Here is a 14,817-nt window from a genome sequence, read left to right on the forward strand (position 1 = left end):
TCAGAAGCTCTCCGTGGAAGTGAACAGGCCCACCCGCAGGTCCTTGGCGGTGTAGATCTCGCGGCCGTCGACCAGGGTGCGCGCATCGGCCTGCGCCACCACCAGCTTGCGGTTGATCACGCGGGTCACGTCAATCTCGTAGGTCACCACCTTGGCGGTGGGCAGCACCTGGCCGGTGAACTTCACCTCGCCGCAGCCCAGCGCGCGGCCGCGGCCGGGCGCGCCCAGCCAGGTCAGGTAGAAGCCGACCAGTTGCCACATCGCATCCAGTCCCAGGCAGCCGGGCATCACCGGGTCGCCGAGGAAATGGCACTGGAAGAACCAGAGGTCGGGGCGGATATCGAGCTCGGCGCGGACGAAGCCCTTGCCGTGAGCGCCGCCGCCGTCGTTGATCTCGACGATGCGGTCGAACATCAGCATCGGGTCGGCCGGCAGGCGGGCCAGGCTGTTCGGGAACAGCTCGCCGCGTGCGCTGGCCAGGAGCTGCTCGCGGGTGAACGATGAAGCGCGGGTCATGGACTGGCCCAAGGGGGAAACCTCGATTGTAAACACGACACCTGCGCGATACCTAGGCGTATTGCCGGTTCCGCCACGCGGTTCCGGCCGGCCCGGGTGAAACGACTGCAAACGTGTGCACCGCAACACCCCGCGCCAAGCATATTAAGCTGCGGTGGAACCCTTGCCGGAACGACTCCGTGTCGCAAGCCATGCCAGCTTCGCTGCTGACCATTTTCGGCGCCACCGGCGACCTTGCCCGGCGGATGCTGCTGCCCTCGCTCTACAGCCTGCAGGCCGAGCAGCTGCTGCCGGATGGCATGCGCATCCTTGGCACCGCGCGCAGCGAGCTGGATCGGGAAGGATTCGCCGATCTGGTGGCCACCAGCATCGCCGAGCGCGTCCCCGCTGCCGAACGCAGCGAGGAGGCCCTGCGCGGCCTGCTGGAGCGGCTGGACTATTGCGCCGCCGGCGCCGACGACACGGCCTCGATGCAGGCACTGGCCGCCCGCGTGGACGCGCTGCGCAACGGCGACGTGCTCTACCACATGAGCACCGCCCCCCGCTTCTACGGCCCCGCCTGCCAGGCGCTGGCCGCCAACGGCGTCGCCGGCCCGGGCACCCGGGTAATGCTGGAGAAGCCGATCGGCAAGGACCTGGCCTCTGCCATCGCCATCAACGACAGCGTTGCCATGGCCTTCGACGAGGAGCGGATCTTCCGCACCGACCACTACCTCGGCAAGGAGGGGGTGCAGAACCTGATCGCCCTGCGCTTCGGCAATTCGCTGTTCGAGCCGCTGTGGAGCGCCCGCCACATCGAGCAGGTGCAGATCACCGTCGGCGAGACGGTCGGCGTGGAGGGCCGCGGCGACTACTACGACGAGTCCGGCGCGCTGCGCGACATGCTGCAGAACCATCTCCTGCAGCTGCTGTGCCTGGTCGCGATGGAGCCGCCGGCGCGCTTCGAGCCCACCGCGGTGCGCAACGAGAAGATCAAGGTGCTGCGCTCGCTGCGGCCGATCGACCGCGGCAACGTGGCCACCGAATCGGTGATCGGCCAGTACACCGCCGGCGCCAGTGAAGGCCGGGTGGTGCCGGGCTACGCCGAGGAGCTGGGCCGCGCCAGCCGCACCGAGACCTTCGTCGCCCTGCGCGCGCACGTGGACAACTGGCGCTGGTCGGGGGTGCCGTTCTACCTGCGCACCGGCAAGCGGCTGCCCGCGCGCAGCACCGAGATCTACATCCAGTTCCGCAAGGTGCCGTATTCGATCTTCGGCGGCCCGGCGGACACCGACATGCGGCCCAATGGGCTGCTCATCAAGCTGCAGCCGGAAGAGCGCATCGAGCTGGACCTGATGAGCAAGACCCCGGGGCTGGATCGCGCCGGCCTGCGCCTGTCGCAGGTGGCGCTGGACCTGGACTTCCATGAGGAATTCCTCAACGCGCGCAAGCGCATCGCCTACGAGCGCCTCTATCTGGATGCGATCGAGGGCAACGGCACGCTGTTCGTGCGCCGCGACGAGACCGAGGCGGCATGGCAGTGGGTCGATGCCATCGCCGACGGCTGGCGCAACGCCGGCATGGTCCCCAAACCCTACCCCGCCGGCACGTGGGGGCCCAGCGCGTCGGTGTCGCTGATCGACCGCTGCGGCCACGGCTGGCGCGAATGAGGACGGCGGCGATGGGTTGGATCGAACGCGATTACCCCGATGCCTCCACGCTGGTGGCCGGCGTCGCCGAAACGTTCGAAGCGGCCTGCCGCGCCGCCATCGCGGCGCGCGGCAGCGCCTTCCTCGCGCTGGCCGGCGGCCGCACGCCGCTGCCGGTGTATGCGCACCTGGCCAACGCGCAGCTCGGCGGCCACATCGAGGCACTGCCTACCGACGAGCGCTGCGTGCCGCACGATCACCCGGCGTGCAACCTGGGCAACCTGCGCAAGGCGTTCGCGGGCGACGCCAACATCGGCGTGCAGCCATTGACCGCCGCCGACGGGGATATCGATGCCTCGCTCGCGCAGGCACGCACGCTTCTGGCCGCCCATCCCGAACCGTTCGATGCCGTCCTGCTGGGCATGGGCGCCGACGGACATTTCGCCTCGCTGTTCCCGGGCGCGGCCAACCTCGCCGACGGACTGGCGATGGACAGCGGCATGGACGCCATCGCCACCCTGCCCGATCCGCTGCCACCGGAAGCCCCGTTCGCGCGGATCAGCCTGACCCTGCCGCGGCTGCTGCGCGCGCGCGCCGTGCACCTGGTCGTGAGCGGCCAGGACAAACGCGCGATCCTGCGCCGCGTCCAGCAGGAGCCGCACGCGCCGTACCCGGTTGCCGCACTGCTGCACGCGCCCGCGCCGGCCCCCATCCACATCCACTGGAGCCCATGATGTCCACCGCCGCGCTGCATCCCGCCGTCGAACGCGTCACCGCCCGCATCGCCGAGCGCAGCCTGGCGACGCGCCGCGACTACCTCGCGCGGATGGACGCCGCGCGCGCGGCCGGTCCGTACCGCTACAAGCTGTCCTGCGGCAACCAGGCGCATGCCTTCGCCGCCTCCGGCGAGGACAAGCCGGCGCTGCGCGGCGGGCGCGGCGGCAACATCGGGATCGTCACCGCCTTCAACGACATGCTCAGCGCACACCAGCCGATGGAGCAGTACCCGTCGCTGATCCGCATGGCCGCGCGCAACGCCGGCGGCAGCGCGCAGGTGGCCGGCGGCGTGCCGGCGATGTGCGACGGCGTGACCCAGGGCCGCGACGGCATGGAGCTGTCGCTGTTCTCGCGCGACGTGATCGCGCTGGCCACCGCGGTGTCGCTCTCGCACGACAGCTTCGATGCGGTCCTGTGCCTGGGCGTGTGCGACAAGATCGTGCCCGGTCTGCTGATCGGCGCGCTCAGCTTCGGCCACCTGCCGGTGATCTTCGTGCCCGCCGGGCCGATGCCCTCCGGCATCCCCAACAAGCAGAAGGCCGAGGTGCGCCAGCGCTATGCGCTGGGCCAGGCTAGCCAGGACGAGCTGATGGACGCCGAGGCCGCGTCCTACCATGCGCCCGGCACCTGCACGTTCTACGGCACCGCGAATTCCAACCAGATGCTGATGGAAGTGATGGGCCTGCACATCCCGGGCACCGCCTTCGTGCCGCCGAACACGCCGCTGCGCAGCGCGCTGACCGTGGCCGCCGCCGAACAGGCGCTGCGCATCACCGCGCTGGGCGACGACTACCGCCCGCTGGCGCAGACCGTCAACGAGAAGGCCATCGTCAACGCGATGGTCGGCCTTGCCGCCACCGGCGGCTCCACCAACCATGCCCTGCACCTGGTCGCGGTGGCGCGCGCCGCCGGCCTGATCATCGACTGGAACGACCTCGACGAACTCTCGAAGGCCACCCCGCTGCTTGCGCGGGTGTATCCGAACGGTTCCGCCGACGTGAACCATTTCGAGGCCGCCGGCGGCATGGGCTTCGTGATCTCGCAGCTGCTGGACGCCGGCCTGCTGCACGAGGACCTCCTGTGCGTGCACGGCGGCAACCTGCGCCAGCAGGCCCGGCAGCCCTACCTGGACGATCTCGCGCTGCGCTGGCGCGACCCGCCGGCCGCCTCGCGCGATACCGACATCGTGCGCCCGCTATCCGCGCCGTTCGACAGCGAGGGCGGGCTGCGCCGACTGCAGGGCAACCTGGGGCGCGCGGTGGTCAAGATTTCCGCGGTGGCGCCGCAGTACCGCCGCCACGAGGCGCCGGCGCGGATTTTCGAATCGCAGGACGCGCTGCTGGCGGCGTTCAAGGCCGGCGGGCTGGAAGGCGACTTCATCGCGGTGGTGCGCGGCCAGGGCCCGCGCGCCAACGGCATGCCCGAACTGCACAAGCTCACCCCCACGCTGGCGGCGCTGCAGGACCGCGGCCAGCGCGTGGCCCTGCTCACCGACGGCCGCATGTCCGGCGCCTCGGGCAAGGTGCTGGCGGCCATCCACGTGACCCCGGAAGCCGCCGATGGCGGCGCGCTGGCGAAACTGCGCGAAGGCGACCTGGTCCGCATCGATGCCGAAGCCGGCAGCATGGACGTGCTGGTGGACGCCGCCGAATGGCAGGCGCGGGAGGTGGTGCTGCCGGATCTGGCCGGCAACCAGTCCGGGATGGGCCGCGAGCTGTTCGCGCTGATGCGCGGCGGCGTCGGCTCGGCGGAGAGCGGTGCCTGCTCGCTGTTCGGGAACCACGGCGCATGAGCCATTCCAGCCTCGCCCTGGTCGGCGACATCGGCGGCACCAATGCGCGCTTCGCGCTGGTCGACCTGGATGCGCCCGAGATCGAACTGCTCGAGTCCGCAGCGCTGCCCAATGCGGACTTCGCCAGCCTCCAACACGCCATCGAACGCTATCTGGCTGGGGTCAGCGAGAAGCCCGCGCGCGCGGCGCTGGCGGTGGCCTGCCCGGTGGGCAGCGACGAGATCCGCCTGACCAACCGCGCCTGGTCGTTCTCGCGCAGCGAACTGCAGCGCACCCTGGGCCTGTCCGAACTGCGCATGCTCAACGACTTCGGCGCGGTGGCCTGGGCGATCCCCGCGCTGTCGCCCGAACACCTGGTGACCCTGCACGGCGCGCCGGAGCCGCCGCAGCGCGGGCCGATCAGCGTGCTCGGCCCCGGCACCGGGCTGGGCGTGGCGATGCTGGTGGGCTCCGCGGCCAAGGGTTGGCAGGTAGTGGAGACGGAAGGCGGCCACGTCGGCTTCGCCCCGATCGGCGACGAGGAGCGCGCGATCGCGGCGTGGCTGACCGCCCAGCACGGGCGCACCTCCACCGAACGCCTGCTGTGCGGCAAGGGCCTGTCCGAAATCGATGCGGTGCTGCGCGGTTCCGGGGCGGTGCTGCCGGGGCAGCTGCCGCAACCCGGCGAAACCACGCTGCGCGCGCCCGTGCTGCGCGATCCGGCTGAGGTCGTGGCGGCCGCGCTGGACGGCCACGACCAGTCCGCGCGCCGTGCGCTGGCCCGGTTCTGCGCGGTGCTGGGCAGCGTGGCCGGCGACTGCGCGCTGATCCACGGCGCACGCAGCGTGGTCATCGCCGGCGGCATCGTGCCGCGCTTCATTCCGTTCCTGCGCAGCAGCGCGTTCCGCGAACGCTTCCTCGCCAAGGGGCGGATGGCGCCGCTGCTGGAATCGCTGCCGGTCCAGGTCATCACCCATCCCCATCCCGGCCTGCTCGGCGCCGCCTGCGCCCTGCGCGCCACGGAGCTCTGAGCATGTTCGACACCGCCCGCCACAGCCAGCTCGTCGATGCCGTGTTCGCCCGCGCGCCGGTGGTGCCGGTGATCACCATCGAACGCCTCGAGGACGCACTGCCGCTGTGCCGCGCGCTGGCCGACAACGGCCTGCCGGTGCTGGAAGTGACCCTGCGCACCGCCTGCGCGCTGGACGCCATCGCCCTGCTGGCGCGCGAACTGCCGCAGGCCTGCGTGGGTGCCGGCACCGTGCTGGGTGAAGCCGACCTGCGCCGCGTCGAGGCGGCCGGCGCGCAGTTCGCCATCTCGCCCGGCTGCACCGATGCGCTGTATGCAGCCGCGAAGCGCTGCGCAATCCCGTTGATCCCCGGAATAGCGACGGCCTCCGAGCTGATGCGCGGGCTGGAACACGGCTGGCAGCGCTTCAAGTTCTTCCCCGCCGAGGCCAGCGGCGGCGTGGCCGCGCTCAAGGGCTTGGCCGGCCCGCTGCCGATGGCGCGGTTCTGCCCGACCGGCGGAATCGATATAGAGAAAGCGCCGGCCTATCTGGCGCTTCCGAACGTCGCCTGCGTGGGCGGTTCGTGGATGCTGCCCGGCGACGCCATCAAGTCCGGCGACTGGGCGCGCATCGGCCGGCTGGCGCGCGAGGCGGCGGCGCTGCCGCGCTGACCCCCGCGCACTCCCCCGCGCCAGCCATACCCGCGCTTCCGCAAGGAAAAACCCCGCCGGCTGGCGCCGGCGGGGCTGGCTCGTGGCCCAGAGATGAAGCTGGCTTCAGAACTTGTAGCTGAAGCCCATCAGCGTGGTCTTGCCGTACTCGAAGTACGACACCGGGCGGTTCGCCGGATCCCCCGAGTTGTAGGTGGAGAACGGCTCGTCACCGATGTTGCTGACCTGCAGGTACAGCGACAGGCCCTTGAACGCACTGCTGTCCGGGAAGCTGTAGTTCAGCTGCGCGTCCTGCACCGTCTCGCCGGCGATGTCGATCGTCTGGTAGTCGGCGCCAAAGCCGCGGGTTTCGCCGCGGAAGGCCGAGCGGGAGCGGCTGCTGTAGCGCACCGAGAACCCGCCGCGCTCGTAGTACGCGGTGACGTTGGACACGTACTTCGACAGCCCCGAGATGGGCTCGGAAGTACCGGGGCCATTCGGATGGATCGAGCTGCTGGTATCGGAATAGGTGGCGATGATGCCGAGGCCATCCAGCGGCTTCCACAGCAGGTCCAGCGGCACCGAAGCGGTGAGCTCGAGGCCGTGCAGCGAACCACCTTCGCCATTGGCCGGTTGGCTCATGCGCCCCACGGTGGAGGTCGGATACACCACCTGGCCAGCACTGGGCGGGGGCAGCGGGAAGCCGGCGAAGTCGAACGGCAGGTCGTTCTGCTGGTAGATGTAGGTCAGCAGGTTCTTGCGGAAGTACGCAGCGCCGAAATAGCCACGGTTGCCCTGCGCGGTGCTGAAGTATTTTTCCAGCGACAGGTCGTAGGCATGCGCCAGCCACGGCTTCAGCTTCGGGTTGCCGCCGCCGGCACTCCAGTCGCCACGCGTGGTGTCGATGTTCACGTCCATGCCGGCCTTCATCTGGTCCATGCGCGGACGCGCCATCTGCTTGGCTGCCCCGAAGCGCAGGAAGGTATCCGGCAGGAACTCCAGGCCCAGGTTGAGGCTGGGCAGGAACACCGAATAGCTGGCGCCATCGGTCGCCGCCGAGCCCGCCGCATTGCCCGCGAACGTGCTGTAGCCCTCGGAATCCTGATGGACGAAGACCTGCTGGAAGCCGACGTTGCCGCGCAGCGGCTTGCCCGCCACTTCGGTGTCGAGGTCGGCCTTGAAGTACAGGGTGGTCAGCTTTTCCGTCACCGACCAGTTCTTGGCGGCGATGTCCTTGTGGTACTTGCGCACTAGCGTGTAGGTGCCCGAGTCCAGCAGGTCATTGGCGTCGATGTAGCCCAGCGTATCGAGGCCGCCGAAGCCGAAGGACTGGTCCTCGCCGGGGAAGGCGGCGCTGCCGCCGGCAAGGCAGTTCTCGGCATTGCCCGGATCGACCTGCAGGCAAAGCTTCGCTTCCGACGAGCCCTTCCGCTTCGTGCGGCGGCTGGAGTTGAGGCCGAAATCGATGGCACTGACCACCCCCGTATCGAAGGAGCGGATCGCGTTCATGCGGAAGGCGTCCAGCTTGTCGGTGACGGTGAAGTCCTTCAGGTACCCGTCCTGGCCCCAGCCACCGTTGTCCTTCAGCTCCAGATTCGCGGCACCAAGGTCGGCGACGAACAGGTAGTTGTTGAACTTCCCGCTGGGATCCAGCACCAGGTCCATCGCGGTGGCGCCGCCGTTGGCCTTCGGGCCGGCGTACGTTTCGAGGAACCGCATGTCGCGGTCCACCTTCGAGGTCGAGAGGTCGGCGTTGATGGTCCAGTGTTCGCTGACGCGGAACTTGTTGTTGAAGCCGATCGAGTCGAGCTTGTCGGTGATCGGGTTGCTGTCCATGCGCACCACCGGATGCACGTTGGCCCAGGTGCTCTCGGTGATGGTGTTGTTGCCGCTGACGGTGTAGCCGGGTTGCAGCTGGCCGCTGCCCCAGACGGTGCCGAACTCCATGCCGGTCTTGATTTCGGTCTTCTCGAACTTGGAGTGGAACCAGTCCAGCGTGCCTTCGTAGAAGTCGTTCGGCCGGAACTGCAGGGTGGCCGCCACGCCGTCGCGCTTGTTGTTGTCGTCGAAGCGGTACAGCTTGCCGCCGCCCAGCACGGTGGTGCCATTCGGGCCGTCGGTATAACCCCAGACTTCGTTCTGGTAGCCGGGTTGCGGGCTATCCAGGTGGGTATAGCCGATCGACAGGCCGATGGTGTTGTCGCGGAACTGGTCGATGTACGAAACGTTGAAGCGATTCCCCGTTTCCTTCTGGCTGCGGATCTTGTTCTGCTCGTAGCGCGCGCCGATGTTGACCACGCGCTTGTCGTAATCGAGCGGACGCACGGTGCGCAGGTCGACGGTGCCGGACAGGCCCTGCCCGACCAGCGAGGCGTCCGGGGTCTTGTAGACCAGCACCGAGCTGAGCAGCTCGGACGGATATTGGTCGAACTCGACGCCGCGGTTGTCGCCGGTGCTGACCTGCTCGCGTCCGTTCAGCGTCGCGGTGGAAAAGTCGCCGTTGAAGCCGCGGATGTTGATCTGGGAAGCGCGGCCGCGCTCGCGCTGCGCGGTCAGTCCCGGCAGGCGCGCGATCGAATCGGCGATACTCGAATCGGGCAGCTTGCCGATGTCTTCGGCCGAGATCGATTCGACGATGGACGTGGACGCCTGCTTGGTGTCGATCGAGCGCTCGATCGCACCGCGCATGCCGGTAACGACGACCTTGTCGAGATTCTTGGCGTCATCGGCTTTTTTCTTGGCGGCTGCAGCCTGCTCGCCCTGTTCGGTCTCGCCGGCGGATTGCGCATGTGCCTGCGCGGTCAACAAAAGCGCGGCCGACGCCAGCGCCACGCTCAACAGGTTTCGCTTCAAGTGCACCATGTTCCCCTCCAGAAATGGTTCTCGGAAATGGCGGACTGTGGTCGTCCGCTCCTCATGCCTGCGCCACGCGCATCACATGAACATTGCGATGGTAGTCGCGCCATCGGCCAACAGAAGATGCTGCATACGTATTCATTGCCGCTCCCGGCGGATGCCTTGCAGCCCGCGCCAATGCTGGCTTGCAGCAAAAAACCAATGGCGCCCGCAGGCGCGCCCGCCGAAGCGTCCGCGCAAGGCTCAGGGCGACGCCGCGGAAACCGCTTCCGGCGCAACCGGCAGCAAGCGCACCGCCGCGCCGCCACCGCCGGCCAGCCACAGCGGCAGCACGTCGCCGCGGGTCACGGTTTTTTCCTCGCGGACGAAGCGGAAGCGGGCATCGCCGGTGAACGAGGCACCTTCGCCGTCGCGGTAGATCTCCGCGCGGTAACGCTTGCCGGGTTCGAGGAAGTCCAGCGCCAGCGCCAGCGTGCGCGGGCTGCGGTCGTTCAGCGCACCGATGAACCACTCCGGCGCGCCGCGCGCCTTGCGCGCGATCGCCACGTACTCGCCCACCTCGCCGGCCAGCACCTTCGACTCGTCCCAGTCCACCGCGACATCCCTGATGAAGCGGAACGCTTCGGGATGCGCGGCGTAATGCTCCGGCAGGTCCGCCACCATCTGGATCGGGCTGTAGATGCCGACGTAGAGGGCCAGCTGGCGCGCCAGCGTGCTCTGTATCTCCTGCCCGTTGCGACCGGTCAGGCTGACGATGCCCGGCGTGTAGTCCATCGGTCCCGCCAGCAGGCGGGTGAACACCAGCGTGACTTCGTGTTCCGGCGGGTTCGGCGGGTTGCCCCAGGCGTTGAACTCCATGCCGCGCGCACCTTCGCGCGAGATCCAGTTCGGATAGGTGCGGCGCAGGCCGGTGTCCTTGATCGGCTCGTGGGCGTTGATCGCCACGTGGCGCCTGGCCGCGTCGCGCACCACCCGCAGGTGGTGGTTGCTCATCCACTGGCCCTCGTGCCATTCGCGCAGCACCGGCGCGCCGGGCGCGTCCTGGCGCTCGATCTGGCCGGCGTCGCAGACATAGCCGGTCTTGACCGCGTCGATGCCCAGCGTCGCGAACTTCGCGAAGGCGGCGTCCATCTGCCGCTCGTAGTGGCTGACCGCGCAGGCGGTTTCGTGGTGGCCGATCAGGTGCACGCCCTTGCTACCGGCGTACTTCGACAGCGCGGCGAGGTCGTAGTCCGGGGTGGGCTTGCTGAAGTCGAAGCCCCAGCCGTTGGCGAACCAATCGCCGTCCCAGCCCACGTTCCAGCCTTCCACCAGCACGCCGCGGAAGCCGTTGGCGGCGGCGAAGTCGATGTAGCGCTTGGTGTGTTCCGTTGTTGCGCCGTGCTTCGGGCCAGTCGCCCAGCTTTCGGTATCCAGGTGCAGCGACCACCACACGCCAACGTACTTCGACGGCCGGAACCAGCCCACGTCGCCCAGCGCGTTGGGTTCGTTGAGGTTGAGGATCAGGTTGGACTCGACCAGCCCACCGGCGCGCTCGCTGATCGCGATCGTGCGCCACGGGGTGGCGAACGGCGTCCTGCGCACCACCGGTGCGGGGCTGCCGGGCGTCAGCAGCGCGCGCAGCTCGCCGTCGCCGCCGCGCATCAGGTTCATGCCGGCATAGTCGACCAGCGCAGCTTCGTGGATGCCCAGGTGCAGGCCATCGTCGGTGCGCAGGGTGATCGGCGTCTGCACCACCGCCACTTCGGGCAGCGGCGTGCGGTGGTAGAGGTATTCCTCGCGGTTCCACTCCAGCGCCGGGATCCACCACGCGGTGGCCGGACGGGCGACGGCGAACTCGGTCAGTTCCTGCACGATCTGCGCCTCGCGCAGCGCCGGCTGCGCCGGCACGTCGTAGCGGAAGCCGATGCCGTCGTCGAACACGCGGAACACCATGTCGAAGCGGCGGCGGTCGCCATCCTTCTCGACGAAGCCGGCGCGCAGTTCGTTGAAATGGTCGCGCACGTAGCGGCGCTCGCCCCAGGGCTGCTCCCAGGTACTGTCGGCGCTGCGCTGCGCCTGTTTTTCCAACGCCAGGTTGCGCAGCAGCTGGCGGCCGTTGCGGAAGATGAAGCCCAGCCGCGAGTCGCGGATCACCGGCTTGCCGTCGCGCAGCACGCGGTAGGCCAACCGGCCTTCGCCGTTGAGATCCAGCTGCACCGCGATGCGGCCATCCGGCGACTTCACCTGCGCCACCTGTTCGGCAAGCGCCACACCCGGCACCGCCAGTACCAGCGCCATCGCCAGCAGCGAAACGCGCATCGGGATACCCATCGTCTTCCCCTGCATGATCCGCTCCTCCGGTCAGTCCGCCAGCACCGCGCAGGCCACGCCGCGCGGCGGCAGCCGCAGTACATCGGCCTCCACGGCGGGTGTTGGCAAGCCCGGCACATCCAGCAGGGTGGCCGGCGCCGGCAGCGTCCAGTCACAGGCCTGTGCGGACAGGTTGAACGCCAGCAGCAGCCGCTGCCCGGCGTGTTCACGCACCAGTGCCAGCACCTGCGCCGGCGCATCCAGGAAGCGGATCGTGCCCTGCACCAATGCCGGCTGCTGCCTGCGCCAGCGCAGGAAGGCGCGCGCGGCATGCAGCACCGAGGCCGGATCGCGCTCCTGCGCCTCCACGCTCAGGGCGCGGTGCGACGGCGGCACCGGCAGCCACGGCACGGCGCTGCTGAAGCCGGCGTCGTCCGCGGCCGTCCACGGCATCGGCGTGCGGCAGCCGTCGCGGCCCTTGAAGTTGGGCCAGAACGCCTTTCCGTAGGGATCCTGCAGCGCCTCGAACGGCACCTCGGCTTCGGGCAGGCCCAGCTCCTCGCCCTGGTACAGGCAGACCGAGCCGCGCAGCGAGCACACCAGCGCCAGCAATTGCCTGGCCATCGCCGCATCGTCGCCACCGCCCCAGCGCGTCACCGCACGCTGCACGTCGTGGTTGGAGATGGCCCAGCAGGGCCAGCCGTCGGTTATCTTCGCTTCCAGCGCTTCCACCGTGGCGCGGATGTAGGCCGGGCTGCAGTCGGTGGTCAGCAGCTCGAAGCTGTAGCCCATGTGCAGCCGCTGCGGCGTGCAGTACTCGGCGGTGGTGGCCAGCGAATCCTCGGAGGAAATCTCGCCCAGCGCGCCAGCGTCGGGATAGCGGTCCAGCAGCGCGCGCACGTCCTCCAGCAGGGCCAGGTTTTCCGGCTGGGTGTTGTTGTAGTAGTGGTACTGGAAGGCGTAGGGATTGTCGGCGCTGAAGCCGCGTCCGGTGCGCAGGTGCGCAGGCTTGGGCGGGTTGTCGCGCAGCTGCGCGTCGTGGAACGGGAAGTTGATCGAGTCCAGGCGGAAACCGTCGACGCCGCGGTCCAGCCAGAACTTCAGGTTGTCCAGCTGCGCCGCGCGCACCTCGGGATTGTGGAAATTCAGCTGCGGCTGCGACGACAGGAAATTGTGCAGGTAGTACTGGCCGCGGCGCGGTTCCCACGTCCACGCCACCCCGCCGAAGATCGACAGCCAGTTGTTGGGCGGGGTACCGTCCGGCTTCGCGTCGGCCCAGACGAACCAGTCGGACTTCGGGTTGTCGCGGCCCTGCCGGCTCTCCTGGAACCAGGCGTGGTCGACCGAGCAGTGGCTGAGCACCTGGTCGATCATCACCTTCAGGCCAAGCGCGTGCGCCTTTTCCAGCACGCGGTCGAAATCGGCCAGCGTGCCGAACAGCGGATCGACCCCGCGGAAGTCGGCGATGTCGTAGCCGAAATCGGCCATCGGCGAAGTGAAGAACGGAGAGATCCAGATCGCGTCCACGCCCAGCGAGGCGATGTAGTCCAGGCGCGCCAGGATGCCCGGCAGGTCGCCCACGCCGTCGCCGTTGGTGTCGAGGAAGCTGCGCGGGTAGATCTGGTAGATCACCGCGCCGCGCCACCAGTTCTGTCCAGCCATTCCCGCTCCACGCCCCTGCGACAAGCGCGGACTATGCCGCGCGTCGCCACGGCTGCGGCACCGTTGGTGCGTGAATACGTTTACATGCACGGCGCGGCGGAAGCGGTGCGGTATATCTACCCCGCCGCCCGTCCCGGCCGGCCATCGCGCGCACAGGGGACCGCATGCACACCACCGGCACCACCGCCAAGCCGCAGCTGTCGTTCTGGCAGATCTGGAACATGTGCTTCGGCTTCCTCGGCATCCAGTTCGGCTTCGCCCTGCAGAACGCCAACGTCAGTCGCATCTTCCAGACCCTGGGTGCGGAGATGGATTCGCTGCCGGGCCTGTGGATCGCCGCGCCGCTGACCGGCCTGCTGGTGCAGCCGGTGATCGGCTACCTGTCCGACCGCACCTGGACCGGGCTGGGCCGGCGCCGCCCCTACTTCCTCGCCGGCGCGCTGCTCGCCTCGCTGGCGCTGCTGTTCATGCCCGACTCGCCGACGCTGTGGATCGCCGCCGGCCTGCTGTGGGTGCTGGACGCGTCCATCAACGTGTCGATGGAGCCGTTCCGCGCCTTCGTCGGCGACCAGCTGCCGGTGTCGCAGCGTGCCAAGGGCTATGCGATGCAGAGCTTCTTCATCGGCATTGGCTCGGTGGTGGCCAGCCTGCTTCCGTGGCTGCTGGAAAAATGGGGCGTGGCCAACACCGCCGGGCCCGGCGAAGTGCCCGACACCGTGCGCTATGCCTTCTATGCCGGCGCAGGCGTGCTGCTGGGCGCAATCGCGTGGACGGTGCTGCGCACCCGCGAATATCCGCCGGAAGCGCTGCAGGCCTTCGACCAGGCGCCGCCGCTGGACCGCGCCCCGCTCGACCAGGCGCGTGCCACCCGCTTCGGGCTGCTGTGGCTGCTGCTGGGCGGGCTGGGCCTGGCCGGCGTGGCCTGGCAGGGCCTGCCGCGCGAGCTGTACCTGCTGGGCGCGCTGCTGGCCGCCTACGGCGTGGCCCTGCTGGCACTGAACGTGGTGGGCCGCGACAACGGCTTTGCCCAGGTCATGCACGACATCTACGCGATGCCCACCGCCATGCGCCGGCTGGCGGTGGTGCAGTTCTTCTCGTGGTTCGCGCTGTTCGCGATGTGGATCTACACCACCGCCACCGTCACCAGCGTGTATTACGGCAGCACCGACACCGCCTCGGCCGCCTACAACACCGGCGCCAACTGGGTGGGCGTGCTGTTCGCCGCCTACAACGGCTTCGCCGCGCTGGCGGCGATCGCGATCCCGTGGATGGCGCGCCGCTTCGGCCTGCGCGGCAGCCATCTGGTCAACGTGTCGCTGGGCGGGCTGGGACTGGCCTCGATCCCGTTCCTGCCCGACGAGAACTGGCTGCTGCTGTCGATGGCCGGCGTCGGCATCGCCTGGGCCTCGATCCTGTCGCTGCCCTACGCGCTGCTCTCCGACAGCCTGCCCGCGCGCAAGATGGGCGTGTACATGGGCATCTTCAATTTCTTCATCGTCATCCCGCAGCTGGTGGCGGTGGCGACGCTGGGCTACATCCTCAAGCACGTGTTCGCCGACGATCCGGCGAAGATCCTCGTGCTGGGCGGCGCCAGCCTGCTCGTCGCCGGCGCGTGCGTGCTGCGCGTGCCCGAACCCGTCGCCCACGCCTGAGGC

At 69.2% G+C, this 14,817-nt stretch carries 10 protein-coding genes; 6 read left to right on the plus strand and 4 right to left on the minus strand.

Translation table 11 applies throughout. From position 1 onward, the window contains the following. Nucleotides 1-516 (minus strand): 3-hydroxyacyl-[acyl-carrier-protein] dehydratase FabA, encoded by a 516-nt coding sequence (fabA, locus tag SPK54_RS05140; RefSeq protein ID WP_190280686.1) that lies wholly within the window; start codon nt 514-516, stop codon nt 1-3. Between the two features lie 191 nt (nt 517-707). Between fabA and zwf the strand changes: the two genes are divergently transcribed. The 5 genes from zwf to SPK54_RS05165 are packed head-to-tail and all read left to right on the plus strand — an operon-like array spanning nt 708 to nt 6,373. Continuing rightward, nucleotides 708-2,165 (plus strand): glucose-6-phosphate dehydrogenase, encoded by a 1,458-nt coding sequence (zwf, locus tag SPK54_RS05145; RefSeq protein WP_330946857.1) that lies wholly within the window; start codon nt 708-710, stop codon nt 2,163-2,165. Nucleotides 2,166-2,176: 11 nt separating this feature from the next. Further along, complete coding sequence (gene pgl / locus SPK54_RS05150) at nt 2,177-2,878, plus strand: 6-phosphogluconolactonase (protein ID WP_330946858.1); 702 nt, start codon at nt 2,177-2,179, stop codon at nt 2,876-2,878. After that, nucleotides 2,878-4,713, plus strand: coding sequence for a phosphogluconate dehydratase (edd, locus tag SPK54_RS05155; RefSeq protein ID WP_330946859.1), 1,836 nt, complete (start codon nt 2,878-2,880; stop codon nt 4,711-4,713). Before pgl ends, edd begins: the two co-directional genes overlap by 1 nt. Next, complete coding sequence (gene glk / locus SPK54_RS05160; RefSeq protein WP_330946860.1) at nt 4,710-5,723, plus strand: glucokinase; 1,014 nt, start codon at nt 4,710-4,712, stop codon at nt 5,721-5,723. The genes edd and glk overlap by 4 nt, the downstream gene beginning before the upstream one ends. Nucleotides 5,724-5,725: 2 nt before the next feature. Further along, a complete protein-coding gene (locus SPK54_RS05165) occupies nt 5,726-6,373 on the plus strand; it encodes a bifunctional 4-hydroxy-2-oxoglutarate aldolase/2-dehydro-3-deoxy-phosphogluconate aldolase (protein WP_330946861.1) in 648 nt (215 codons plus the stop codon). A gap of 105 nt (nt 6,374-6,478) precedes the next feature. On the opposite strand, the gene SPK54_RS05170 is transcribed toward SPK54_RS05165, so the two are convergent. The 3 genes from SPK54_RS05170 to SPK54_RS05180 form a co-directional block, all read right to left on the minus strand. Next, nucleotides 6,479-9,214 carry a TonB-dependent receptor gene (locus SPK54_RS05170; RefSeq protein ID WP_330946862.1) on the minus strand — a complete coding sequence of 912 codons (2,736 nt, stop codon included), beginning with the start codon at nt 9,212-9,214 and terminating at the stop codon, nt 6,479-6,481. A gap of 237 nt (nt 9,215-9,451) precedes the next feature. Beyond that, the gene (locus SPK54_RS05175; protein ID WP_330946922.1) at nt 9,452-11,488 is read right to left on the minus strand and encodes a glycoside hydrolase family 97 protein; all 2,037 of its coding nucleotides are present in this window, start codon (nt 11,486-11,488) and stop codon (nt 9,452-9,454) included. Nucleotides 11,489-11,551: 63 nt separating this feature from the next. Continuing rightward, complete coding sequence (locus SPK54_RS05180; RefSeq protein WP_330946863.1) at nt 11,552-13,162, minus strand: alpha-glucosidase family protein; 1,611 nt, start codon at nt 13,160-13,162, stop codon at nt 11,552-11,554. 164 nt (nt 13,163-13,326) lie between these two features. On the opposite strand from SPK54_RS05180, the gene SPK54_RS05185 reads away from it, so the two are divergent. Further along, nucleotides 13,327-14,814: an MFS transporter gene (locus SPK54_RS05185; protein ID WP_330946864.1), complete on the plus strand. Its 1,488-nt coding sequence runs from the start codon at nt 13,327-13,329 to the stop codon at nt 14,812-14,814. The last annotated feature ends 3 nt before the right edge of the window (nt 14,815-14,817 follow it).

It is taken from the genome of Thermomonas sp. LB-4, assembly GCF_036409385.1.
Classification (GTDB): Bacteria; Pseudomonadota; Gammaproteobacteria; order Xanthomonadales; family Xanthomonadaceae; genus Thermomonas.